At 70.2% G+C, this 22,812-nt stretch carries 22 protein-coding genes; 12 read left to right on the top strand and 10 right to left on the bottom strand.

Features of this window, described 5'->3' with window-relative positions; all coding sequences use genetic code 11:
- Positions 1-50: 50 nt before the first annotated feature.
- From ACZ5U5_RS31040 to folE, 5 genes are all read left to right on the top strand, one after another.
- A complete protein-coding gene (locus ACZ5U5_RS31040) occupies positions 51-1,169 on the top strand; it encodes a zinc-dependent metalloprotease (protein ID WP_469028225.1) in 1,119 nt (372 codons plus the stop codon).
- 236 nt (positions 1,170-1,405) lie between these two features.
- Positions 1,406-2,515, top strand: a complete 1,110-nt coding sequence (tilS, locus tag ACZ5U5_RS31035; protein ID WP_469028222.1) for a tRNA lysidine(34) synthetase TilS — start codon at positions 1,406-1,408, stop codon at positions 2,513-2,515.
- Between the two features lie 51 nt (positions 2,516-2,566).
- Positions 2,567-3,127: a hypoxanthine phosphoribosyltransferase gene (hpt, locus tag ACZ5U5_RS31030; protein WP_135330538.1), complete on the top strand. Its 561-nt coding sequence runs from the start codon at positions 2,567-2,569 to the stop codon at positions 3,125-3,127.
- Between the two features lie 204 nt (positions 3,128-3,331).
- Positions 3,332-5,356, top strand: a complete 2,025-nt coding sequence (ftsH, locus tag ACZ5U5_RS31025) for an ATP-dependent zinc metalloprotease FtsH (protein WP_453444673.1) — start codon at positions 3,332-3,334, stop codon at positions 5,354-5,356.
- Between the two features lie 133 nt (positions 5,357-5,489).
- Positions 5,490-6,095, top strand: coding sequence for a GTP cyclohydrolase I FolE (folE, locus tag ACZ5U5_RS31020; protein WP_469028218.1), 606 nt, complete (start codon positions 5,490-5,492; stop codon positions 6,093-6,095).
- A gap of 36 nt (positions 6,096-6,131) precedes the next feature.
- On the opposite strand, the gene ACZ5U5_RS31015 is transcribed toward folE, so the two are convergent.
- The 6 genes from ACZ5U5_RS31015 to ACZ5U5_RS30990 form a co-directional block, all read right to left on the bottom strand.
- Positions 6,132-6,617: a DUF3180 domain-containing protein gene (locus tag ACZ5U5_RS31015; RefSeq protein WP_469028216.1), complete on the bottom strand. Its 486-nt coding sequence runs from the start codon at positions 6,615-6,617 to the stop codon at positions 6,132-6,134.
- Positions 6,618-6,701: 84 nt separating this feature from the next.
- Complete coding sequence (folK, locus tag ACZ5U5_RS31010) at positions 6,702-7,313, bottom strand: 2-amino-4-hydroxy-6-hydroxymethyldihydropteridine diphosphokinase (RefSeq protein WP_469028213.1); 612 nt, start codon at positions 7,311-7,313, stop codon at positions 6,702-6,704.
- On the bottom strand, positions 7,310-7,669 hold the full coding sequence (folB, locus tag ACZ5U5_RS31005) for a dihydroneopterin aldolase (RefSeq protein ID WP_160506392.1): 360 nt from the start codon (positions 7,667-7,669) through the stop codon (positions 7,310-7,312). Before folB ends, folK begins: the two co-directional genes overlap by 4 nt.
- 132 nt (positions 7,670-7,801) lie before the next feature.
- A complete protein-coding gene (locus tag ACZ5U5_RS31000; protein ID WP_469028210.1) occupies positions 7,802-8,329 on the bottom strand; it encodes a nuclear transport factor 2 family protein in 528 nt (175 codons plus the stop codon).
- Positions 8,326-9,198 (bottom strand): dihydropteroate synthase, encoded by an 873-nt coding sequence (gene folP / locus ACZ5U5_RS30995; protein WP_469028208.1) that lies wholly within the window; start codon positions 9,196-9,198, stop codon positions 8,326-8,328. Before folP ends, ACZ5U5_RS31000 begins: the two co-directional genes overlap by 4 nt.
- Before the next feature lie 30 nt (positions 9,199-9,228).
- A complete protein-coding gene (locus ACZ5U5_RS30990) occupies positions 9,229-11,088 on the bottom strand; it encodes a phosphatidylglycerol lysyltransferase domain-containing protein (protein ID WP_469028205.1) in 1,860 nt (619 codons plus the stop codon).
- 187 nt (positions 11,089-11,275) lie between these two features.
- Here ACZ5U5_RS30990 and ACZ5U5_RS30985 point away from each other — a divergent pair, with 187 nt between their 5' ends.
- The gene (locus ACZ5U5_RS30985) at positions 11,276-12,394 is read left to right on the top strand and encodes an alpha/beta hydrolase (RefSeq protein WP_469028202.1); all 1,119 of its coding nucleotides are present in this window, start codon (positions 11,276-11,278) and stop codon (positions 12,392-12,394) included.
- A 19-nt stretch (positions 12,395-12,413) separates the two neighbouring features.
- Here the strand turns inward: ACZ5U5_RS30985 and ACZ5U5_RS30980 are convergent, their stop codons facing one another.
- Complete coding sequence (locus tag ACZ5U5_RS30980; RefSeq protein ID WP_469028200.1) at positions 12,414-13,571, bottom strand: ABC transporter ATP-binding protein; 1,158 nt, start codon at positions 13,569-13,571, stop codon at positions 12,414-12,416.
- A gap of 132 nt (positions 13,572-13,703) precedes the next feature.
- On the opposite strand from ACZ5U5_RS30980, the gene ACZ5U5_RS30975 reads away from it, so the two are divergent.
- The 4 genes from ACZ5U5_RS30975 (at position 13,704) to ACZ5U5_RS30960 (ending at position 17,293) form a co-directional block, all read left to right on the top strand.
- Positions 13,704-14,432, top strand: coding sequence for an ABC transporter permease (locus tag ACZ5U5_RS30975; protein ID WP_469028197.1), 729 nt, complete (start codon positions 13,704-13,706; stop codon positions 14,430-14,432).
- Positions 14,429-15,109, top strand: coding sequence for an ABC transporter permease (locus tag ACZ5U5_RS30970; protein ID WP_469028195.1), 681 nt, complete (start codon positions 14,429-14,431; stop codon positions 15,107-15,109). The genes ACZ5U5_RS30975 and ACZ5U5_RS30970 overlap by 4 nt, the downstream gene beginning before the upstream one ends.
- A 58-nt stretch (positions 15,110-15,167) precedes the next feature.
- Positions 15,168-16,142: an ABC transporter substrate-binding protein gene (locus ACZ5U5_RS30965; RefSeq protein ID WP_469028192.1), complete on the top strand. Its 975-nt coding sequence runs from the start codon at positions 15,168-15,170 to the stop codon at positions 16,140-16,142.
- 152 nt (positions 16,143-16,294) lie between these two features.
- The gene (locus ACZ5U5_RS30960; RefSeq protein ID WP_469028190.1) at positions 16,295-17,293 is read left to right on the top strand and encodes a hypothetical protein; all 999 of its coding nucleotides are present in this window, start codon (positions 16,295-16,297) and stop codon (positions 17,291-17,293) included.
- 114 nt (positions 17,294-17,407) lie between these two features.
- On the opposite strand, the gene ACZ5U5_RS30955 is transcribed toward ACZ5U5_RS30960, so the two are convergent.
- A complete protein-coding gene (locus ACZ5U5_RS30955; protein WP_469028187.1) occupies positions 17,408-18,751 on the bottom strand; it encodes a PH domain-containing protein in 1,344 nt (447 codons plus the stop codon).
- Entirely contained in the window at positions 18,748-19,266 is a 519-nt protein-coding gene (locus ACZ5U5_RS30950) for a PH domain-containing protein (RefSeq protein WP_469028184.1), read from the bottom strand. Before ACZ5U5_RS30950 ends, ACZ5U5_RS30955 begins: the two co-directional genes overlap by 4 nt.
- A 63-nt stretch (positions 19,267-19,329) precedes the next feature.
- Between ACZ5U5_RS30950 and ACZ5U5_RS30945 the strand changes: the two genes are divergently transcribed.
- Positions 19,330-20,481: an NADH-quinone oxidoreductase subunit D gene (locus tag ACZ5U5_RS30945; protein ID WP_453444691.1), complete on the top strand. Its 1,152-nt coding sequence runs from the start codon at positions 19,330-19,332 to the stop codon at positions 20,479-20,481.
- Here the strand turns inward: ACZ5U5_RS30945 and ACZ5U5_RS30940 are convergent.
- Positions 20,446-21,429, bottom strand: coding sequence for an SAM-dependent methyltransferase (locus ACZ5U5_RS30940; RefSeq protein WP_469028941.1), 984 nt, complete (start codon positions 21,427-21,429; stop codon positions 20,446-20,448). The genes ACZ5U5_RS30945 and ACZ5U5_RS30940 overlap by 36 nt on opposite strands.
- A gap of 162 nt (positions 21,430-21,591) precedes the next feature.
- Here ACZ5U5_RS30940 and ACZ5U5_RS30935 point away from each other — a divergent pair, with 162 nt between their 5' ends.
- A complete protein-coding gene (locus ACZ5U5_RS30935) occupies positions 21,592-22,794 on the top strand; it encodes a sensor histidine kinase (protein ID WP_469028181.1) in 1,203 nt (400 codons plus the stop codon).
- The last annotated feature ends 18 nt before the right edge of the window (positions 22,795-22,812 follow it).

The raw sequence follows: 22,812 nt of genomic DNA, 5'->3' as shown, positions 1-22,812 counted from the left end.
TCGGGGTTCAACCCCCTCCGCAGGCGGACACGACCACGTACCGTTGACGCATGACGAGCATCGGTGGTGCGGAGATGGTCGACTGGAATCTCGCGGTGGCGACCGCGACCCGGCTCGTGCGGCCGGGTCCAGAAGTGAGCCGCGACGAGGCACGGGCCATCGTCGCCGAGCTCCGGAAGCATGCGAAGTCCTCGGAGGAGCACGTCCGGGCCTTCACTCGGATGGGCACGGAGGACATTCACGACACCCCGGTGCTCGTCGTCGACCGCGCCGGATGGATCAAGGCGAACGTCGCCGGTTTCCGGGAGATCCTCAAGCCCCTCCTGGACAAGATGCAGGACCGCCGCTCCGGCGGCCCGGGCGCCGTGCTCGGTGCGGTCGGCGGCAAGGTCACCGGCGTGGAGCTGGGCATGCTGCTCTCCTTCCTCGCCTCACGCGTCCTCGGGCAGTACGAGACCTTCGCCCCGGCCACCCGCGACCTCCCCGCGGGGGAGCACGGCGGCGGCAGGCTCCTCCTCGTGGCCCCGAACATCGTGCACGTCGAGCGCGAACTCGACGTGGACCCGCACGACTTCAGGCTCTGGGTGTGCCTGCACGAGGAGACGCACCGCACCCAGTTCTCGGCCGTGCCCTGGCTGCGTGACCACCTCGAAGGCGAGATCCAGGCGTTCCTCTCGGAGACCGAGGTGGACCCGATGACGGTCCTGGAACGCATCAGGGAAGCGGCCCAGTCCCTCGCGGGCGGCCGCCCCGAGGGCGAGGAGGACGACGCCGGCCGCTCCATCGTGGAGCTGGTCCAGACCCCCGCCCAGCGCGAGATCCTCGCCCGCCTCACGGCGGTCATGTCGCTCCTGGAGGGCCACGCGGACTTCGTGATGGACGGAGTCGGGCCGGACGTGGTGCCCTCCGTCGCCGAGATCCGGGAGAAATTCAAGGAGCGCAGGGCGCGCGGGGCGAGCCGCCTTGACCAAGCCCTGCGCAAGCTCCTCGGCCTCGACGCGAAATTGCGCCAATACCGCGACGGCGAGAGGTTCGTGCGCGCGGTCGTCGGCGAGGTCGGAATGGACGGCTTCAACCGGGTCTGGACTTCGCCGAACACGCTGCCCACCAAGTCGGAGATCGCCAAACCGGCGGACTGGGTCGCGCGGGTGCACCGTAAGGGAGAGTGAGGGCAGCAGGGGAGCGAGTTGCGGCCGATGGCAGGCGAACGCCCCCGCAATCACCCGTCCGAGGGACCGTGAGCCATGGGTAGGCGTGCAATGCTCGGGGAACGGCTCGGCTCTGTCACCATCGACACACTCTGAGTGACTAACCTCTGGGGATCTGCCTGAGGCCCGATCTCCCGAGTGCGGTCCTGAGTGACAGGTCCGAGGCTCACCCCCGAACTTCATGAAGGGAACCGGACATGGGTCCCCATCCTGCGGTCGCGGCGATACGCCTGGCGGTCCGCCGCGTACTCCACGACGTACTGACCGACGTACAGCGCACCGACGCCCAGCGCGCCGATCTACGGCGCCCCGAAGCACAGCGCACCCCCGAGCTCGTCCCCTCACGCCCCGCGCACCCCAACCCTCCACGCGAGCAGGCCACGTCGCCACTCGTGCTGGTCGCCTGCTCCGGCGGCGCCGACTCCATGGCGCTCGCCTCCGCCCTCGCCTTCGAGGCCCCCAAACTCGGCATCCGGGCCGGCGGCGTCACCGTCGACCACGGACTGCAGGACGGGTCCGACCTGCGCGCCGCCGAAGTCGTCTCGCGGCTCACCGCCCTCGGCCTCGACCCCATCGAGTCCGTGGCCGTCGACGTCGGCCGGGACGGCGGCCCCGAGGCCGCCGCCCGCGACGCGAGATACGGCGCGCTCGACGCGGTCGCCGAGCGCCACGGCGCCGCCGCGATCCTGCTCGGCCACACCCGCGACGACCAGGCGGAGACCGTCCTGCTCGGTCTCGCCCGCGGCTCCGGCATCCGCTCGCTGTCCGGGATGGCGGCCGTGTCGGGCGGCCCCGGGGCCGCCCGCCGCTACCGCCGCCCCTTCCTGCACATCGACCGGCAGACCGCCCGCAAGGCCTGCATGGTCCAGTCGCTGCCCGTCTGGGACGACCCGCACAACACCGACCCCGCCTACACACGCTCGCGGCTGCGGCACGAGGGCCTGCCCGCCCTGGAGAAGGCCCTCGGCAAGGGCGTCGTGGAAGCACTCGCCCGTACGGCCCAGTTGTCCCGGGACGACGCCGACGCCCTGGACCACTGGGCCGCACAGGCGGAAGCTTCCGTGCGCGACGCGGCGGGACTCCTGGAGTGCGCCAAGCTCTACGCCCTGCCGCCCGCCGTCCGCCGCCGCATCGTCCGCCGCGCCGCCATCGAGGCGGGCGCCCCGGCCGGTGCGCTGTTCGCCCGGCACCTCGAAGAGGTCGACCGGCTGATCACTGGCTGGCGCGGCCAGGGAGCCATCAATCTCCCGGGCAAAGTCGTCGCCCAGCGCCAGGGTGGCAGACTGGTCATCCGGCAAGGCTGTTGACCGAGGGGCCCCTGGGCTCCGCGCAGCCGGTGTGACGGACGACCGAAAGTGATGCGGGTGGACGCGAAAGACATGGGCACCGACCTTCAGTCGGTGCTCATCACCAAGGAAGAGATCGACGCGAAGCTGGCAGAGCTGGCCGCGAAGATCGACGCGGAGTACGCGGGCAAGGACCTGCTGATCGTCGGTGTGCTCAAGGGCGCGGTGATGGTCATGGCGGACCTGGCGCGTGCGTTGTCCACCCCGCTCACCATGGACTGGATGGCCGTGTCGTCGTACGGCGCGGGCACCCAGTCCTCCGGTGTCGTGCGGATCCTCAAGGACCTGGACACCGACATCAAGGGCAAGCACGTCCTGATCGTCGAGGACATCATCGACTCCGGCCTGACGCTGTCCTGGCTGCTCTCCAACCTCGGCTCCCGCGAGCCCGCGTCGCTGAAGGTGTGCACGCTGCTTCGCAAGCCCGAGGCGGCCAAGGTCGCGATCGACGTGGAGTGGGTCGGCTTCGACATCCCGAACGAGTTCGTCATCGGGTACGGCCTGGACTACGCGGAGAAGTACCGCAATCTGCCGTTCGTCGGCACCCTTGCCCCGCACGTCTACGGCGGCTGATCACCGGGGCTCCCGGCCCTCTCCCGGCCAACTCGTCGGAGGCGGCCGGGAACCCTCACCCGTTTCCCCGCGTTGAAGCATGCGAAGACGGGTTTGTCAGCCGTCCCGTGCGGCTTCGGGTGACAATGCTGGGGTACCGTCCGAAGAACAGTCTTTATCAAACTCACTATGGCAGGAGGGACGGGGCGTCTTCGCTCCGTATGGATGGACGTGAAGCGATACTTCCGTGGGCCAGTCATGTGGATCGTGCTGGCCGTCCTTGCCGTGGTCGTGTTGATGCAGGTCGTCGGTTCGTCCGGCGGCTACAAGACGGTGGACACCGGCCAGGTTGTGCAGGCGATCAACGACGACAAGGTCGAATCCGCCAAGCTCACGACCGGTGACGAGCGGACCATCAAGGTCGAGCTCAAGGACGGCCAGAAGGTCAAGGACAGCAGCAAGATCCAGGCGAGCTACATCGGCGACCAAGGTGTCGCCATCGCCAACACCTTGCAGGAGAAGTTCGAGGACAAGAAGATCCCGGACGGTTACACCGTCTCGGAGTCGAAGCAGAACCCGTTCGTCGGCATCCTGCTCTCCCTGCTCCCCTTCGTACTCATCGTCGTCGTCTTCCTGTTCCTGATGAATCAGATGCAGGGCGGCGGCTCCCGGGTCATGCAGTTCGGGAAGTCCAAGGCCAAGCTCATCACCAAGGACACCCCGAAGACGACGTTCTCCGACGTCGCCGGCTCGGACGAGGCCGTCGAGGAACTCCACGAGATCAAGGAGTTCCTCCAGGAGCCTGCGAAGTTCCAGGCCGTCGGAGCCAAGATCCCCAAGGGCGTACTCCTGTACGGGCCGCCCGGTACGGGCAAGACGCTCCTCGCGCGCGCTGTCGCGGGTGAGGCCGGCGTCCCCTTCTACTCGATCTCCGGTTCCGACTTCGTCGAGATGTTCGTCGGTGTCGGTGCGTCGCGTGTGCGTGACCTCTTCGAGCAGGCCAAGGCGAACGCCCCGGCGATCGTCTTCGTCGACGAGATCGACGCCGTCGGCCGGCACCGCGGTGCCGGTATGGGCGGCGGGCACGACGAGCGCGAGCAGACGCTCAACCAGCTGCTCGTCGAGATGGACGGGTTCGACGTGAAGGGCGGCGTCATCCTGATCGCCGCCACGAACCGCCCCGACATCCTCGACCCGGCGCTGCTCCGTCCCGGCCGTTTCGACCGCCAGATCGCGGTCGACCGCCCGGACATGCAGGGCCGTCTGGAGATCCTCAAGGTTCACCAGAAGGGCAAGCCGGTCGCCCCGGACGTCGACCTGGGCGCGGTTTCCCGGCGTACGCCGGGCTTCACGGGTGCCGACCTGTCGAACGTGCTGAACGAAGCGGCGCTCCTCACGGCGCGCGGCGACAAGAAGCTGATCGACAATCACGCACTGGACGAGGCGATCGACCGCGTCGTGGCGGGTCCGCAGAAGCGGACGCGGATCATGTCCGACAAGGAGAAGAAGATCACCGCGTACCACGAGGGCGGACACGCCCTGGTCGCGGCGGCGTCTCCGAACTCGGACCCGGTCCACAAGATCACGATCCTGTCGCGCGGCCGGGCCCTGGGTTACACCATGGTCCTGCCCGAAGAGGACAAGTACTCGACCACGCGCAACGAAATGCTCGACCAGCTCGCGTACATGCTGGGCGGGCGCGCGGCCGAGGAGCTCGTCTTCCACGACCCGACGACGGGCGCGGCGAACGACATCGAGAAGGCCACCGCGACCGCACGGGCCATGGTCACGCAGTACGGCATGACCGAGCGGCTCGGCGCGATCAAGTTCGGCGGCGACAACACCGAGCCGTTCCTGGGCCGCGAGATGGGTCACCCGCGCGACTACTCGGAAGAGGTCGCGGCGCTGGTCGACGAAGAGGTCAAGAAGCTCATCGAGACCGCGCACAACGAAGCCTGGGAGATCCTCGTCGAGAACCGCGACGTTCTCGACAACCTGGTTCTGCAGCTCCTCGAGAAGGAGACGCTGAACAAGGAGCAGATCGCCGAGGTCTTCGCCGGCATCGTGAAGCGTCCGGCCCGCCCGGCGTGGACCGGTTCCTCGCGGCGTACGCCCTCGACCCGCCCGCCGGTGCTCTCCCCCCGGGAGCTGTCACTGACGAACGGTGCGAACGGCGCCACGCCCGCGGTGACCGCGGGACCGACGGAGACGCCGATCGACGTGACCAAGGAGGATCGCCCCGAAGGCTGATCCCCCCGGTCGCCTCAACAGGCCCGGAATGGAAGCTGCGCCCCCCTGGTTCTAGCCTGGGGGGCGCAGTTTTTTCGTACGCAGCAGCGCTTTCGTACGCAGTGACGCATGAAACGCAAGGAACGAGGCACAGATGACCGACCCCGTGACGCTGGACGGCGAGGGCACGATCGGCGTTTTCGACGAGAAGCGGGCCGAGAACGCCGTGCGCGAGCTGTTGATCGCGGTCGGGGAGGACCCGGACCGCGAGGGCCTGCGGGAGACTCCGGGCCGCGTGGCACGCGCGTACAAGGAGATATTCGCCGGTCTGTGGCTCAAGCCCGAGGACGTCCTGACGACGACGTTCGACCTGGGCCACGACGAGATGGTCCTGGTGAAGGACATCGAGGTGACCTCGTGCTGCGAACATCATCTGGTCCCGTTCAGGGGCGTCGCACATGTCGGATACATTCCGGCGGTCAGTGGCAAGATCACCGGTTTGTCCAAGCTGGCCCGCCTGGTGGACGTGTACGCCCGCCGTCCTCAGGTGCAGGAACGGATGACCACCCAGATCGCCGACTCTCTGATGGAGATCTTGGAGCCCCGTGGAGTGATCGTCGTCGTCGAGTGCGAGCACATGTGCATGTCGATGCGCGGCATCCGCAAGCCGGGCGCCAAGACGATCACCTCCGCGGTGCGCGGCCAGCTCCGTGACCCCGCGACGCGCAACGAGGCGATGAGCCTGATCATGGCGCGCTAGCGGATACGCGGACGCCCCGGCCCGCGCCCGCCCGCTTCAGGCGGCCGCGGCCGTTCCGCCGGTCTCGTCGTCGTCCTCCGGGAGCCTGCAGACGCGCTCCAGGAAGAAGGCGGCCGCTATGACCGCGATGCCGGCCACGAGCGAGGAGCCGGCGTAGATCGCCTGGTCGCGGCGTGAGGGGACGTCCAGGTGCTCCAGGAGGAAGGCGCCCGTGCCGCCGTACATCCCGGCGACCAGGGCGGCCACCAGGGCGCTCGCCTGGCCGAAGACGACCGCGCGGGCGGCCATCATCGGCTCGACGCCCTTGGCTCCGGGGCGCCGCTCGCGCTGTGCGCGCAGCCGGGCGCGCAGGGAGAGGGCCGTGGCGAGCAGGACCACGGCGATCACCGCGAGCACGATGGGCGCGGCCAGCGGGACCCGCGGCAGGGTGCCCACGGAGTCCCACAGCCGGGCGCCCGCCCAGGACAGCACGCCGGCCACCAGGAAGAGGCCGGCCAGTGTCCTGATGCGCAGCTGCTTCACGGATGACCCTTCATCGTCGTACGGACTGCTTCTTGCCGAGCTTCTTGTCGATCTCGATCGTGCGGGTCCGATAGACCCTAACGATTACTCGGGCAGGCGGAGTTCCAGGTCGACACGGGGCGTGACGCCTTCGCGGGTGACCTTGGCGAGCAGGTCGGCCACCTCACCGCGTCCCGCCAGCTGGGCCTCGGGCTCCACGTCGTGCCAGGGGGCCAGGACGAAGGCACGTTCGTGTGCCCGCGGGTGGGGGAGTGTGAGGTCGGGGTCGTCCGAGACGACGTCCGCGTACGCCACGATGTCGACATCGATCGTGCGGGCGGCCCAGCGCTCGTCCCGTACGCGGTGGAAGGCCTCCTCGATGGCGTGCGCCCGCTCTAGGAGCGAGGAGGGCGGCAGCGTCGTCTTCACCACGACCACCGCGTTGAAGTACGACGGCTGAGTGCCGGGATCGACGCCCCAGGGCTCCGTCTCGTACACCGGGGAGACGGCCTTGACGCGCAGGCCGGGGGTGTCCTCCAGGGCGTCGACGGCGCCCTGCAGCGTCTCCAGGCGGTTGCCGAGATTGCTGCCGAGGGAGATCACGGCGCGTTTGGGGTTGGAGAGGGTGGTGTCGGCGGCGTCGACCTGCTCCACGACGGCGGTGGGCACCGGCTGGACGGTCGGGTCGCTCTGCCCTTGCGTGGAAAACGCGGTCATACTCGGCTCCGGGTGATGGTGACGGTCACGTCGTCGAAGGGGACGGTGATCGGGGCGTCCGGTTTGTGGACGCACACCTCGACCTCCAGGACCCCTTCGTGCTTCAGACACGTCTGTGCGATGCGCTCGGCGAGGGTCTCGATGAGGTCCACCGGGTCGCCTTCGACGGCGGCCACGACCTCCTCGGCCACGACGCCGTAGTGCACGGTCTTCGCCAGGTCGTCGTCGGCGGCGGCCGCACGGGTGTCCAGGCCAAGAACCAGGTCCACGATGAAGGTCTGGCCCTCTTCGCGTTCCCGCGGAAAGACACCGTGGTGTCCACGGGCCTTGAGGCCGCGCAGCGCGACACGATCCACGCGAATCACTCCTGCAATCGTCGTTATCGGCAGGCTGCACCGAGTGCGGTCGGCACACCAGCCTCGATCGAATCTACCTGCGCGCACTGACAGCCCTCGTCCGCGGGGGCTCCCGGAATCGCCCCTACCCACTCAGGAGGGTGTGTCCTCGCCCTCTTCGTCGTCGGTTTCGGCGAGTACGGGTGAGGCGTGGTGCGACCAGAGCTTCCAACCGTCGACTGTGCGGCGGAACACATTGGTGGCGACGACGAGCTGGCCGACGAGCGGACCGAGCTCGCCGCCCGCCTCGGGGGGCGGGCCGCCGCTGAGGATGTTCTCCGTGCAGGTCACCAGGGCGGTGTCACCGGCCACACCGACGTGCACGTCGGTCAGGAAGAACTGGATGTACTCGGTGTTCGCCATGATCAGTGCGTACGACCTGAGGACCTCGCCGCGGCCCGTGAGCACCGGCCAGCCGGGGTGGACGCAGGAGATCGCGGCTTCGGCGCCGTCCTCCGCGATGTCCTCGTCGTCCCGGGCTTCGGGGTCGTGCGGCTCGGGGGCGGCGTCCGCGTCCAGCCAGAGGTCGGAGAGCTCGTCGAAGTCGCCGCGCTCCAGTGCTTCGTAGAAGGCCGTGTTGGCCAGCTCGACCTGTTCGACGTCCGTCCTGGCCCCGGTCACCGAGGACCGCCCGCCGCGCTGGTCACGGCGTGTGCGACACGGACGGCGTCGGCGGTGGCCCGCACCTCGTGCACACGGACCGCCCACGCGCCCTGGTGGGCGGCGATGGCGGAGACCGCGGCGGTGGCCGCGTCGCGCTCGCGGGCGGGCGGCGGGGAGCCCTCGGGTCCTGCGAGGACGCGGCCGAGGAAACGCTTGCGCGACGCGGCGACCAGGATCGGGTGGCCGAGCTCGCGCAGGCGGTCGATGCGGGCCAGGAGCGCCAGGTCGTGCTCCGCGTTCTTGGAGAAGCCGAGGCCGGGGTCGACGACGATGCGCTCGGGGGCGATGCCGCCCTCGATGGCGGCCGCCACGCGCGCGTGGAGCTCGTCGACCACTTCGGAGACCACGTCCTCGTACACGGGCGTGGCGTGGATGTCGGCGAGGAAGCCGCGCCAGTGCATCACCACGAAGGGCGCACCCGCGGCGGCGACCGCGGGGACCATGCGCTCGTCGGCGAGGCCGCCGCTGACGTCGTTGACCAGGACGGCGCCCGCGGCCAGTGCCTGCTCGGCGACGGTGGCGCGCATGGTGTCCACGGAGACCGTCACGCCTTCGGCGGCCAGGCCCCGCACGACGGGGACCACGCGCCGCAGCTCCTCGTCCTCGTCCACGCGCGTGGCGCCGGGACGGGTGGACTCACCGCCCACGTCGACCAGGTCGGCGCCCTGGGCGACCAGATCGATGCCGTGCTTGACGGCGGCCGTGGTGTCGAACCAGCGGCCCCCGTCGGAGAAGGAGTCGGGGGTCACGTTCACGACCCCCATGACCGCACAGCGGCCCCATTCCGGCAGCCCCTCGACCGATCCCCGCCCACGCAACGTACTCATGCCTCCAGCCTAGGCCCGAGCGGGCTGGCGCTACGCCGCCCGGACCTCACGCTCTGCGGTCCGGTGCGGGCAGGGGCGGCGCTGTGTGCCCGCCCGGCGCAGGACGCGGGGCAGCGCGAGGGTCACGAAGCCCTCGGCCTGCATCGCCGCGAAGCCGATGCGGGGGAGGTCCTTGGAGGAGCGGTAGACGACGAAGCGGGGCTCCCAGCGGGGGCGGAACTTCGCGTTGAACTTGTACAGGGACTCGATCTGGAACCAGCGCGAGAGGAAGACGAGCAGGCCCCTCCAGGCGCGCAGGACGGGCCCCGCGCCGATCTTCTCGCCGCGGGCGAGAGCCGCGCGGAACATCGCGAAGTTGAGGGACACGCGCGCGATGCCGAGCTTCGGGGCGGCCTGCAGGGCGGCCACGATGAGCAACTCGTTCATGCCGGGGTCGGCGGCGCGGTCGCGGCGCATGAGGTCCAGGGAGACGCCGTCCTTGCCCCAGGGGACGAAGTGGAGGACGGCCTTGAGGTCTCCGTAGGGGCCCGGTTCGTCGTCGGCCTTGTGGGCGGTAGCGATCAGGCAGTCGCCGTCGTCCGGGTCGCCGACGCGGCCGAGCGCCATGGAGAAGCCGCGTTCCGTGTCGGTGCCGCGCCAGTCGCCGGCCACGCGCTGTATCCGCTCCAGTTCGCGCTCCCCGAGGTCACGCACGCGCCGCACGCGCGTCTCGTAGCCATTGCGCTCGATCCGCTTGACCATCTGGCGTACGTTGCGCATCGCACGCCCGGCCAGGGAGAAATCCGCGACGTCCACCACCGCCTCGTCGCCCAGTTCGAGGGCGTCAAGGCCGGTCTCGCGGGTCCAGACCTCGCCGCCGGTCTCGGAGCAGCCCATCACGGCGGGCGTCCAGGAGTGCGCCTTGGCCTCGTCCATGAAGCGTTCGATGGCGCCGGGCCAGGCCTCCACGTCCCCGATGGGGTCGCCGCTCGCGAGCATCACCCCGGAGACGACGCGGTAGGTGACCGCGGCCTTGCCGCTGGGGGAGAAGACGGCGCCCTTGTCGCGGCGGAGCGCGAAGTGGCCGAGCGAGTCGCGGGCGCCGTGCTTGTCGAGCAGGGCGCGCAGCTTGGCCTCGTCGTCTTCAGTGAGGCGTGCGGCCGGGTGTTCGGGGCGGAAGGCCAGGTAGACGGTGGTGAGGGCGGTGAGCATGCCGAGCGCGCCCAGCGAGTAGGCGACGGTCCAGGACGTCGTCCCGTAGTAGTCGACCGGGCCCTCGAAGCCGAACAGGCCGTACAGGACGTGGGTGAGGCGGTCCGTGATGCTCGGGTCCCCGATGACCTTGCCCGGGTGGGCACTGACGATCACCAGGCCGAGGGCGAGGGAACCGGCCCCGAGGAGGACGAAGTTGGCGACCGCGCGCCAGCGGCTGCGCGGATCGGGCAGCGCGGCGAACTCGCCCCGGTGGCGAAGGAGCAGCGTCAGGAGGGCGAGTGAGATCAGCACGCCGATGACCGAGTGCCGGTAGGCGAACTGCGCGACGGCACCGGCCGGGAGCAGCACCACGGCGGCCCGCCAGGCCCGCCGCTTGTGGCGCCGCAGGCCGTGCGCGAGAAGCAGCAGGAGGACGCCGGAGCTGAGCGCGAGTGCGGCGGCGAAGGGGCCGAGCGCGCCGGGCAGGACCTCGGCGATGGCGTGCATGCGGCTGTACCGGAAGCGCGGGAAGACCCCGGCGGCTACGTTCAGCAGGCCCACGAGGGTGCAGGCGCGGGCGACGAGGGCCGGTACGGACTCGGGGCGCGGGCCGCGGAACAGCCGACTGAGTCTGCCGAGTCTGCCGTCACGGAGCCCGCCGGTACGGCGCCGTCCCTCGGGGCGGCTGCCCTCACTGTCCGGAACCCCACCCGACATTTCCGCATCTATCCTGACAGACATCGCATCCCGTGGTTCTGCGAGAGACCTTGATTCCGGCACCAAAACGGCATCCGGCGACATTGCGCCCTCTAGGACGGTCCTTCTGGGAGTCGGGTTCACTCCCGACCGGAAAACCGCCGGAAAAGAACTACGGAACAGGCAGAAAGCGCAGGCAGAACGTTCCATGGGTCTGACGAGCAACAAGCTCCTCGTGTTGGCGGTCCTCCTCGCCGTCCTGCTGTTCATCGGCACGGTCTGGCTCTGGCCGCGCCTGGCCCGCCGGTCCTGGCGGGCCGTCACCGGCCGCATCGGGCTGCTCATCGCCACCCAGTTGGCGATCTTCGCCGCGGTCGGCCTCGCCGCCAACCAGGCGTTCGGCTTCTACGCCACGTGGGCGGACCTCTTCGGCCAGGAGACGAGCCCCGGTGTCGTCGTCGACCACGATCCGGCGACGGGCGGGACGCCGGTCGACGTACGCAGCACCCGGCCGGTGAACGTCCCCGGCGGCGGCAGGCCGTCGACCGGCGGCCAGATCCAGAAGGTGGTCGTCAGCGGCAAGGAGGCGGACATAGCCAGCCCCGCGTACGTCTATCTGCCGCCCGAGTACTTCCAGCCGCGGTACAAGAAGCGTACGTTCCCCGTGTCTGTGGTGCTCACCGGCTACCCCGGCACCGCCGAGGCGCTGATCAAGGGCCTGCACTACCCGCAGACCGCCCACGGCCTCGCCAGGCGGGACAAGATGCAGCCGATGATCCTGGTCATGATGCGGCCCACCGTGGCGCCGCCGCGCGACACCGAGTGCGTGGACATCCCCGGGGGCCCACAGGCCGAGACGTTCTTCGCCAAGGACCTGCCGGGCGCCATCTCCGAGCACTACAGAGTGGGCCGTAACGCGAGCAGTTGGGGCGTCATCGGTGACTCCACGGGCGGCTACTGCGCCCTGAAGCTCGCCATGCACCACCCCGATGTGTACGCCGCGGGGGCGGGCCTCTCCGCGTACTACAAGGCGCCCATCGACGTGACGACGGGCGATCTCTTCCACGGCGACAAGGAGTTGGAGGAGCGTGCCGACCTCATGTGGTACCTCGACCACATGCCGGCGCCCAAGACGTCCCTCCTTGTCACCACCAGCCGACAAGGAGAGGACAACTTCGCGGACACCGAGAAGTTCATCGGCAAGGTGAAGTCGCCCACCAGGGTCTCGTCCATCATGCTCGACAGCGGCGGGCACAACTTCAACACCTGGCGCCGGGAGATCCCCGCGACCCTGGAGTGGATCAGCGGCCGGCTGAACGGCAAGTAGCGCCACAGCACGTGGCGCCTCAGAGCTTGCTGATGGCGGTGATGGTCTCCAACTCGACCTCCCCGCGCGCGATGTCGCGCGCGTCGGCCGCCGTCGACCTGCGCAGCGCCTCGTGCAGCCGGGCCGGGGTGAGAACGCCGAGGAAGCGGCCCTCGCTGTCCTTGTCGATCACCGCGATCCAGCCCGCGTCGTGCTGGAGCATCGTGGCGAACGCCTGCTTGAGGGTGGCGCCCACCGGGAGCCATGCCTCCATGCGGCGGGCGTGGTCCCTGACGGTCCCCTTCGCGCCGTGCGCGTGCTCGGTGGAGATCCAGCCGTGCAGGTTGTTCTCGCCGTCCAGGACGACCGCCCACTGGGCGTCGAGCCGTGCGGGCAGCGGGTCGTCCAGGTGCACGACGGGGGGCTGCTCCAGGTCGCCCTCCTCGATGGGCGTCACGGAGAGGCGCTTGAGGCCGCGGTCGGCGCCGACGAAGTCCGCGACGTACTCGTTGGCCGGTGCGCCCAGGATGGTCGACGGGGTGTCGAACTGCTCGATGCGCCCGTCTCCGTAGACCGCCATGCGATCACCCAGGCGGACGGCCTCCTCGATGTCGTGCGTGACGAAGAGGACCGTCTTGCGGACGGCCTGCTGGAGGCGGAGGAACTCGTTCTGCAGGTGCTCGCGCACCACCGGGTCGACCGCGCCGAACGGCTCGTCCATCAGGAGCACGGGCGGATCGGCCGCCAGCGCGCGGGCCACGCCGACCCGCTGGCGCTGTCCTCCGGAGAGCTGCTCGGGGTAGCGGTCGCCGAAGGTGGCGGGGTCGAGGCCGACCAGGTCGAGGAGTTCGGCGGCGCGCTCGCGGGCCCTGCCGCGCTTCACGCCGAGCAGGTGCGGGACGGTCGCCGTGTTCTCCAGGACCGTCTTGTGCGGAAAGAGGCCGATCTGCTGGATGACATAGCCGATGCGGCGCCGGAGTTGCACCGGATCGGTGGTGGATATGTCATCACCTTCGACGAATATCCGGCCCTCGGACGGCTCGATGAGGCGGTTCACCATCTTCATCGTCGTCGTCTTGCCGCAGCCCGACGGGCCGACGAGCGTGACCAGTTCACCCTCGGCGACCTCGAAGGACAGGTCGTCGACGGCCGTGGTGCCGTCCTCGTACCGTTTGGTGACGTGCTCGAACCGGATCATGATTCCCCATTGTTGCGGGCGTTGTGTAAAGCCCATGTTGCGCCAGTACGACGAGTCTCGGCGATTGTCGGTGCTGCGCGTTAGGGTCGCCAGAGCGCCTCAGGAAACGGGACTCGGGGGGAGTGGGGCGGGATGAGCGAACAGAACTGTCTGGTGACGAACGACTGGATCTGCGGGGAGTACGTCAGCTCCCGCAGCCAGGAGCTGATCGACGCCACCGTGCAGCACGTGGGCATCACCGCCGCCTCGGTCGCCATCGGTGTCGCCGTCTCGCTGCCGCTCGCGCTGCTCGCCCGGCGCTGGCGCTTCCTGGCGGGACCGATCCTCGGCGTGACGACCGTGCTCTACACCGTTCCGTCGCTTGCGATGTTCTCGCTGCTGCTGCCGTTCTTCGGTCTCTCGGCGTCGCTGGTCGTCACGGGCCTCGTCCTGTACTCGCTGACGATCCTGGTGCGGAACATCCTGGCGGGGCTCCAGGCCGTGCCGGACGAGGCCAGGGACGCGGCCAAGGGGATGGGGTACGGCCCGCTGAGGCTGCTGTGGGAGGTGGAACTGCCGCTCGCGCTGCCCGCCTTGCTCGCAGGGGTCCGCATCACCACGGTCTCGACGGTGGCCCTGACGACGGTCGGCGCGATCGTCGACTACGGAGGCCTCGGATCGCTGATCCTCGACGGCCTCGACACGACCTTCAAGGCGCAGGTGCTCACCGCGTCCGCGCTCTGCGTGGTGCTCGCGGTCGTCGCCGACCTGCTCCTCCTCGCGCTACAGCGGTGGCTGACTCCGTGGACCCGCGTCCATCGCATACGTACGAAGCGTCCCGCCCCGGCGGAACGCACGGCCAAGGTGGCTGAACCTGCATGAACGCGATAACCGGCGCGTACGACTGGTTGACCACGAGCGCCAACTGGCAGGGCGAGAAGGGGGTGTGGCACCGCCTCGCCGAGCACCTCTACTTCAGCGGTGTCTGCCTCGCCGTCGCGTGCCTGATCGCGCTGCCGATCGCCCTGTACCTCGGCCACATCGGCAAGGGCGGCGCCCTCGCGGTGAACATCTCGAACATCGGCCGCGCGGTGCCGACGCTCGCGGTGCTCGTGCTGCTCACGCTCACCCCGCTCGGCGAGCACGGGGACATTCCGACGCTCATCGCGCTCGTGCTCTTCGCGGTGCCGCCGCTGCTGACCAACGCGTACATCGGGATGCGTGAGGTCGACCGGGCGGTGGTGGAGGCGGCCCGGGGGATGGGCATGAGCGGCCGCCAGCTGTTCGCGCGGGTCGAACTGCCCCTCGCGTACCCACTGATCATGACCGGCGTGCGGTCCGCGGGCGTGCAGGTCGTCGCCACGGCGACGCTGGCCGCGATGGCGGGCGAGGGGGGCCTCGGCCGGATCATCACCGCCGGGTTCAACCTGCAGAACACGCCTCAGGTGGTGGCGGGCGCGCTTCTTGTGGCGCTTCTCGCGCTCTTCGTGGAGGTGGTGCTCGTCGTGGTGGGGAAGGTGTTCAGTCCCATGCGAGGGCGCTCGGGGGTCGCGCAGTGATCTCCGGTATCCCCATGTTTTCCAGTTTTCCCGGGTCTTTCGAAATGGTGGTTCACCCATGAACAGCACAACGCGTCGCGCACGACGGATGGCAGGGGCGGCCGTGGCCGTCGTGGCGCTGACCGCGGGGCTCACCGCGTGCGGCGGGGACAGCCTGGAGAAGGACGGCAAGGGCGAAGGGGACAAGGCGGGCGGCAAGGGCAAGATCGTGGTCGGGTCGGCCCGTTTCACCGAGCAGAAGGTGCTCGCCGAGCTCTATGTGGGCGTCCTTGAGGACGCCGGATACGACGCCGAGGTCAAGACCGTCCAGAACCGCGAGGTGTACGAACCCGAGCTCAAGAAGGGCTCGATCGATGTCGCTCCCGAATACGCGGCGACACTCGCTGAGTTCCTCAACCTCGGCAAGAACGGCCCGAAGGCGAAGCCGGTCGCCTCGAATGACGTGGACGACACGGTGGCCGCGCTGAAGAAGCTCGCGGAACCGCAGGGCCTGAAGGTGCTGCCCGCCGGCGGGGCGGTCGACCAGAACGCGTTCGCGGTGAGCAAGGAATACGCGAAGGAGCACAAGCTCAAGACGCTTTCGGATCTCGGTAAGTCCGGCGAGAAGGTCAAGATCGCCGCGAGTGACGAATGCGAGTCGCGTCCGTTCTGCGCCCCGGGACTCAAGAAGACGTACGGCATCGATGTCGCGGGAATCGATCCCAAGGGCGTCGGCACCACGCAGTCCAAGCAGGCCGTGAAGAACGGCACGGACCAGGTGGTGCTGACCACGACCACCGACGCGACGCTCGACAGCTTCGGTCTTGTGGCCCTTGAGGACGACAAGAAGCTGCAGAACGCGGACAACATCCTTCCGGTTGTGAACGCGAAGGAAGCGGGCGACAAGGAGATAGCCGACGCGCTCGGGAAGCTGACCAAGACACTGACGACGGAAGATCTCGCGGAACTCGACCGGAAGGTCGATGTGGAGCGGCAGAAGGAAGCCGATGTCGCCAAGGAGTATCTGGAGTCGAAGGGATTGATCAAGAAGTAGCGCGGGAAGGAGGAGCATCCTCGAAGTCGCACGGCCAAAAGTGGAGTTGAGTGGCCGAAGAGGATCGTGAAGGGTGGGGAGTTAGCGCTGTGACGTTCTCATTTTGGCGGGCGGGGCACCATAGTTCGCCTACGCGCGGTAAGTTTCTGGCCATGCCACGTGGACGTCACCGCCATTCCCCACCCCTGCACAGGCTGCTGCCTCCCTCGACGGTCGCAGGTCTCTCCCTTGTCTGCGCCGGCGGCGCCTGGCTGTTCGCGGAACCCGTCGTGCTCCGCGGCCTGGTCGCCGCCGCGGCGGCGGCTGCCGTCGTGGGCTCGGTCGTCATGCGCCGCTGGGACCTGGCGGCCGGCAAGCAGGTCGCCGAGCTGGGCCGGGCCCGCAAGAGCGACGAGTGGCGCTACGAGGAACGCATAGCCGAGTGCGAGTCCGACCTCGACGAGTCCCGCGAGATCCGGGGCCGTCTGGAGACGAAGCTGCGCTCCAAGCGGGCCGAGCTGGCCGCCCTGCGCAACGAACACGCGGCACTCCTGCGGCGGTACGCGACGGCGGAGACCGAGCGCGCGAGCGCCCTCGAGGGGCGGCGGCTGCTCGCCATCGAGGCGTCCACCCCGGCGCGGGCGTTGCCGCCGGCCCCCACGCGCGCGGAGCCCGCGGCCCGTGCCGAGGCGCCGGCTCCCGTCGTACGCCCGGGGTCGATCGCGCCTCCGTCGCTGTACGACAGGGCGAACATGGCCCTTGACCGGCTGACCCCGAAGCCTTCTCCCGAGGGCGATGCCTCCCGGCAGCGCGCGGACGGGGACGAAGCGCGGGGGAAGTCCGGGGCGGCCGAGGGGTACGGCGGGCATGAGCGCGCGGTCGCCGTCGCGCCGCCCGCGCACAGGCGCCGCCAGACCGCCCAGGGCGGCTTCGACTTCTTCGGCACGAAGAGCGAGGCGACCGCCGGTGCGCTGGAGTCCGTGCAGAACGTGGACCTCGCGGACGTCGTGGGCGAGGAGGCACTCGCCGTGCACAAGGCGGAGTCCGAGGCGGAGTTCAAGGCCCCCGCGGAGGGCTCGGACCGCGCCGTGGGCCAGGTCATCGACCTGACGGCGCACGACGAGACCGAGCAGATCGACGTGGCGGAGCTGCGGACGGCGTTGCGGGCGTAGGCGGGCCCCGGGCCTTGGCTGCCGTCATCACCGGCTCCGCCGAGTTCGTCCTCAAACTTCCCCAAGCTCTTTAAGAGCAGGGGGACCCCCACGACGGGCTGAACTCCAGCCCCGTCAAGCCATCCACCGATCCGGCCGCGCCGTCCTCCGTCCCGTACGTGACCTCTCCGCCTGCGCGGACAGCAGCGCAACCGCCTCCTCCGTGGGACGCAACCGTGCCGTCACCGTCTTGTTGGCCCCCGTGTCGACGTGCACGTCCGCCACGCCCTTGAAGCGCTCCCAGGGCCCCTGCGTGAGCCGCACGCTCTGCACCTTCGCGTGCGGGACCAGGGACAGGCGGCGGCGCAGAAGGCCGTGCCGCGCCGCGAACACCGTGTCCGTCACCGTCAGGCCGTACCCCTTCCACCACACCGGAAGGCACCACGCGGCCCGCGCGGGCGGGCGGACGAGCTCGGCGGCGTCCGGCACCCGCACCCCCGGCAGGATGCGCGCGATCACGGCCTCCGCGACCTCCCGCGGCGCGACCGGCACCAGGACGCTGTTGGACGATCCCGCGACATCCAGCTCCACCCGAACCCAGCCGCGCCGCCGCCACAGCCACGGCTCCACGACGCGCACCGTCTGCACGCGTCCCGGGGGCACCGTCTCGTGTGCCTTGTCGAGCAGTCCGTGGTCGATGCGCAGGCCGTCGGGGGACTCGCCCACCTTCCAGTCGTACTCCCCGATGTACCGCCCCACGCTGCCGGCGAACGCGCCGCCCAGCATGGGCAGTCCCGTCGCGAGCACCGTCCACAGGTTGTGGGTGACGAACCACAGGAAGGGCGGCACGATGAGCGTGGCGACGAGCATGGCCCACGTCGTGCCGGTCAGGAGCAGGGCGATAGCGAGCATGCGCGGCTGAACGTGCACCAGGTTGTTGACCGGCGCCTCGCCGACCTCGTGGGCCGTCTCGGGCGCGAAACCGGCCGCGCGCGCGAGGAGTTCGGCCCGCAGGACGGAAGCCTCCTCCTGCCCCAGATAGGCCAGTTCGTCCTTCTTCTCCGCCCCGACGACGTCCAGCTTGAGCTTGGCGACGCCGACGATCCGGGCCGCGAGCGGCTGCGTCACGTCCACCGCCTGGAGCCGGTCGAGCCGGATGTGCGCGGTACGCCGGAAGATCAGGCCGGTACGGATGCGCAGTTCGGTGTCGGTGACGGCGAAGTGCGTGAACCACCAGCTCATGAAGCCGTAGAGGGCGCCGCCCAGGAGGACGGCGGCGACGCCCGCGAGCAGCCCGGTCACGGGGAGCTCGGAGACCCGCCGCTGAGTGCCGCCCGGGTCGTGCACCGCGAAGCCCACGAGGACCGCGACCGGGGCCCAGGCCCGGCGCAGGGGCGTGACGGGGTGCAGACGCCTCTCTCGTACGACCTCGACGCCGGGGACGTGTTCCTCCCCCGCCACTTCCCGTACGCCGCTCACAGCCCCGCCGAGCGGGCCTCGCCCAGTTCGGTGAGCCGGTCGCGCAGCCGCTCGGCCTCTTCGGGGACGAGGCCGGGGATGCGGGCGTCCGTGGCGGCGGCCGCCGTGTGCAGCTGGACCCCGGCGAGGCCGAAGTAGCGCTCCATGGGCCCCGATGTCACCTCGACGAGCTGCATCCGCCCGTACGGGACGACGGTCTCCTCGCGCCAGAGCACGCCCCGGCTGATCAGGAGGTCGTCCACCCGCTCCGCGTACCGCCACGAGCGCCAGTTGCGCCCCAGCATCGGCCAGCCCCACGCGACGAACGCCAGCGGGACGGCCGCGAACGCCGCCCACGCGGGCCCAGCGAAGATCCACAGCAGCACTCCGACGGCCGCCGCGAGCGGCACGAGCCACACCACGAGGAGCAGTCGCCGCATCCGCAGCACCCCCCGCGGCAGCCCGGTCCACACCGGCTCCGCGTCTGACTCTCCCGGCCGCGCCGGCCGTGCCGGTCCCGCCGTCCCCGTTTCCATGCCTCAAGCGTACGTAGCCGATGTGACAGTCGCGTAGGAGCGCGCGTACGAGAGAATGCGCGCATGAGCCCCACGACGGAGACCACCCTCGGCATCGGCGGCGCCGCGGAGAGCACCGACATGGTGCTCAACATCGGCCCGCAGCACCCGTCCACGCACGGCGTGCTGCGGCTGCGCCTCGTCCTCGACGGCGAGCGGATCCAGCAGGCCGAGCCGGTCATCGGCTATATGCACCGCGGTGCGGAGAAGCTCTTCGAGGCGCGTGACTACCGGCAGATCGTGGTGCTCGCCAACCGGCACGACTGGCTGTCCGCGTTCTCGAACGAGCTCGGGGTCGTCCTCGCCGTGGAGCGGATGCTCGGCATGGAGGTGCCCGAGCGCGCCGTCTGGATGCGCACGCTCCTCGCCGAGCTGAACCGCGTCCTCAACCACCTGATGTTCCTCGGCTCCTATCCCCTCGAACTGGGCGGAATCACCCCGGTGTTCCACGCTTTCCGGGAGCGCGAGGAGCTCCAGAACGTGATGGAGGAGATCTCCGGCGGCCGCATGCACTACATGTTCAACCGCGTGGGCGGCCTCAAGGAGGACCTGCCCGCCGGCTGGGCCGCACGCGCGCGTGCGGCCGTCGCATCGGTCCGCTCCCGCATGGACGTGTACGACAAGCTCGTGCTCGGCAACGAGATCTTCCGGGGGCGTACGCGCGGCGTCGGCGTGCTGTCCCCTCAGGCGGTGCACGCCTACGGAGTGAGCGGTCCCATCGCCCGCGCCTCCGGAGTCGACTTCGACCTGCGCCGTGACGAGCCCTACCTCGCGTACGGGGAGCTCCAGGACACCCTGAAGGTCGTCACGCGGCAGGAGGGCGACTGCCTGGCCCGCTTCGAGTGCCTCCTGGAGCAGACCCACAACGCCCTGGACCTCGCCGACGCCTGCCTGGAGCGGCTCGCCGAGCTGCCGCAGGGGCCGGTCAACCAGCGCCTCCCGAAGGTGCTCAAGGCCCCCGAGGGCCACACGTACGCGTGGACCGAGAACCCCCTGGGCATCAACGGCTACTACCTGGTCTCCAAGGGCGAGAAGACCCCGTACCGCCTGAAGCTCCGCTCGGCGTCGTACAACAACATCCAGGCCCTCGCCGAACTGCTCCCGGGGCAGTTGGTCGCCGACATGGTGGCGATCCTGGGGTCACTGTTCTTCGTGGTCGGCGACATCGACAAGTAGCGGCCCGCCGGGCGCGGCATCGATCCCCATGGGCTGGATCAGCCACCCGAAGTCGCCGAGCCCACCCGCGGCGGTCAGTTCTGCCGCCTCTCCCGCGCGCGTGAGGGCGTGTACGTACGCCTTCGGATCACTGGAGGCCAGGGAGAGCGGCGGGCGGCCACCGCTCACGCCGAGCGCCCGCAGGGCCGCCCGCTGGGTGAGCAGACGGGCTCCGGGCAGCGCGCACGCGTCGAGGGCCACATGGGCGGTGATGTCGCAGGTGCCGTCGGGCACGGGCGCCGTCTCGCGGCCCGCGCGGAAGCCGGTCAGTGTCCCGAAGGGCGGCCGTGCGGCGCGGTCGTGCGCGTAGTCCACGGCGACCGCGAGGCCGCGCGTCAGCGTCGCCGCGGCCGTCGCCCACGCCTCGTCCCGGGGGTGGCCGGTCTCCGCGCGCAGGCCGGGCTCCGGGGCGAGCGGCCACCAGCGCGCGAGCCAGGAGGCGTCCGCGCCCTCCACCGGGCCGCCGAGGGACTCGGAGCCGTCGTCGCCGACGAGCACGTGCCGCGCCACGCCTTCGGAGTCCACCTCGACGACGTCCAGGGGGACGTTGTCGAGCCATTCGTTGGCGAAGAGCAGGCCGGTGACGCCGGTGGGCGGCAGGTCGCGCCACTCGACGCGCGGATCGAGGCCCGCCGGGCGACCGGCCCGCTCGACCGCGCAGGCACGCACGCGTGGCGCCACGTCGACGGGCAGCGCGGCAAGGACGGCGGCGGTCAACTCGCCGCGGCCCGCGCCAAGATCGACGAAGGCGAACTCGTCCGGGTGGTCGAGTGCCGCGTCCACGCGGCACAGCAGCCGGGCCACCGCGCCCGCGAAGAGGGGCGATGCGTGCACCGACGTCCGGAAGTGTCCCGCGGGTCCTTCGGGGCGCAGATAGAAGCCGTCGGGCCCGTAGAGAGCGGCCTCCATGGCGTCCCGCCAGCCACGCCGCGCGTCTTTCCGCTCACCTCGGACCTCGTTCGTCACGCGAGAAGGCTAAGCGGGCCTCCACCTTGGGGAGTACACGCGAGCGGTACGGATCGGACCTCCGGTTGACCCCGGAGGGCCGTCTCGCTGCCTACGCTGGGTTACGTGCAGCGCGTCTATGACTTCTTCCGCAGACACCCGACCGGGGTCGATGGCTTCTGGGCCCTCGCCCTGCTCGGGATGTCCGGCATCGGTCTGGTCTCCATGGCCGAGGGGGAAGGCCGTGACCCGAAGGTCGCGGCCGCCGTCATCGTCCTCGGCATGTCCGTCGTGGTGGCGCTGCGCCGCAAGTACGTCGAGAAGATGCTCATCCTCGCCGTCGTGCTCGGCGTCGCCCAGCTGATCTTCGACGTGGAGACGATGCCGGCCGACTTCGCGATGCTGGTGATCATCTACACCGCGTCGGCCGACGGCGCGAAGTGGGCCTCGCGGTTCGCCCTCATCGGCGGTCTGTGTGCGGCTCCGCTGTCGTCGCTGCGCTGGCCGGAGGAGAGCATAGGCACCTTCGGCAGCATCTTCTTCACGATCTTCCAGATGGTGCCGTTCGCCCTGGCCTGGGTGCTCGGCGACTCCATCCGCACCCGCCGCGCGTACTTCGCGCAGCTGGAGGAGCGCGCCGACCGCCTGGAGAAGGAGCGGGCGGCGCAGTCCAAGGTCGCGGTGGCCGCCGAGCGGGCCCGGATCGCGCGCGAGCTGCACGACGTCGTGGCGCACAACGTCTCGGTGATGGTCGTCCAGGCGGACGGCGCCGCGTACGTACTCGACGCGGCCCCCGAGCAGGCCAAGCAGGCCCTGGAGACCATCTCCGGCACCGGGCGGCAGGCACTGGCCGAGATGCGCAGGCTGCTGGGCGTGCTGCGCACCGGCGAGCACCAGGAGGGCGGTGAGTACGTCCCGCAGCCCGACGTCGAGCAGCTCGACGAGCTCATCGAGCAGGTGCGCACGGCGGGCCTCCCGGTCGACTTCAAGGTCGAGGGGACCCCGCGCCCGCTGCCCAGCGGCGTCGAGCTCACGGCGTACCGCATCGTGCAGGAGGCGCTCACCAACACCCGCAAGCACGGCGGTGAGAACACCGGCGCGAGCGTGCGCCTCGTCTACTTCGACGACGGCCTGGGGCTGCTCGTCGAGGACGACGGCAAGGGCGCGCCCCACGAGCTGTACGAGGACGGCGGCGCGGACGGCAGCGGGCACGGCCTGATCGGCATGCGGGAGCGCGTCGGCATGGTCGGCGGCACGCTGGACGCGGGGCCGCGGCCGGGCGGCGGCTTCCGCATCAGTGCGCTGCTCCCGCTCAAGCCCGCAAACTGACACCTGTCACCGAAACGA

The organism is Streptomyces sp. NPDC033177 (assembly GCF_055577715.1).
This window is presented reverse-complemented; position numbering and strand designations above follow the sequence as displayed.

What these genes read in the sequence shown, in the direction of transcription:
- ACZ5U5_RS30970 (WP_469028195.1), top strand. Translation starts at nt 14,429, where the DNA reads ATGAACGCGATAACCGGCGCGTACGACTGGTTGACCACGAGCGCCAAC.
- ftsH (WP_453444673.1), top strand. Translation starts at nt 3,332, where the DNA reads ATGGACGTGAAGCGATACTTCCGTGGGCCAGTCATGTGGATCGTGCTG.
- ACZ5U5_RS30950 (WP_469028184.1), bottom strand. Translation starts at nt 19,266, where the DNA reads ATGGAAACGGGGACGGCGGGACCGGCACGGCCGGCGCGGCCGGGAGAG.
- ACZ5U5_RS30945 (WP_453444691.1), top strand. Translation starts at nt 19,330, where the DNA reads ATGAGCCCCACGACGGAGACCACCCTCGGCATCGGCGGCGCCGCGGAG.
- ACZ5U5_RS30960 (WP_469028190.1), top strand. Translation starts at nt 16,295, where the DNA reads ATGCCACGTGGACGTCACCGCCATTCCCCACCCCTGCACAGGCTGCTG.
- ACZ5U5_RS30980 (WP_469028200.1), bottom strand. Translation starts at nt 13,571, where the DNA reads ATGATCCGGTTCGAGCACGTCACCAAACGGTACGAGGACGGCACCACG.
- folK (WP_469028213.1), bottom strand. Translation starts at nt 7,313, where the DNA reads ATGACCGCGTTTTCCACGCAAGGGCAGAGCGACCCGACCGTCCAGCCG.
- ACZ5U5_RS30965 (WP_469028192.1), top strand. Translation starts at nt 15,168, where the DNA reads ATGAACAGCACAACGCGTCGCGCACGACGGATGGCAGGGGCGGCCGTG.
- ACZ5U5_RS30985 (WP_469028202.1), top strand. Translation starts at nt 11,276, where the DNA reads ATGGGTCTGACGAGCAACAAGCTCCTCGTGTTGGCGGTCCTCCTCGCC.
- folE (WP_469028218.1), top strand. Translation starts at nt 5,490, where the DNA reads ATGACCGACCCCGTGACGCTGGACGGCGAGGGCACGATCGGCGTTTTC.
- folP (WP_469028208.1), bottom strand. Translation starts at nt 9,198, where the DNA reads ATGAGTACGTTGCGTGGGCGGGGATCGGTCGAGGGGCTGCCGGAATGG.
- tilS (WP_469028222.1), top strand. Translation starts at nt 1,406, where the DNA reads ATGGGTCCCCATCCTGCGGTCGCGGCGATACGCCTGGCGGTCCGCCGC.
- ACZ5U5_RS31040 (WP_469028225.1), top strand. Translation starts at nt 51, where the DNA reads ATGACGAGCATCGGTGGTGCGGAGATGGTCGACTGGAATCTCGCGGTG.
- hpt (WP_135330538.1), top strand. Translation starts at nt 2,567, where the DNA reads ATGCGGGTGGACGCGAAAGACATGGGCACCGACCTTCAGTCGGTGCTC.
- ACZ5U5_RS30990 (WP_469028205.1), bottom strand. Translation starts at nt 11,088, where the DNA reads ATGTCGGGTGGGGTTCCGGACAGTGAGGGCAGCCGCCCCGAGGGACGG.
- ACZ5U5_RS30975 (WP_469028197.1), top strand. Translation starts at nt 13,704, where the DNA reads ATGAGCGAACAGAACTGTCTGGTGACGAACGACTGGATCTGCGGGGAG.
- ACZ5U5_RS30940 (WP_469028941.1), bottom strand. Translation starts at nt 21,429, where the DNA reads ATGGAGGCCGCTCTCTACGGGCCCGACGGCTTCTATCTGCGCCCCGAA.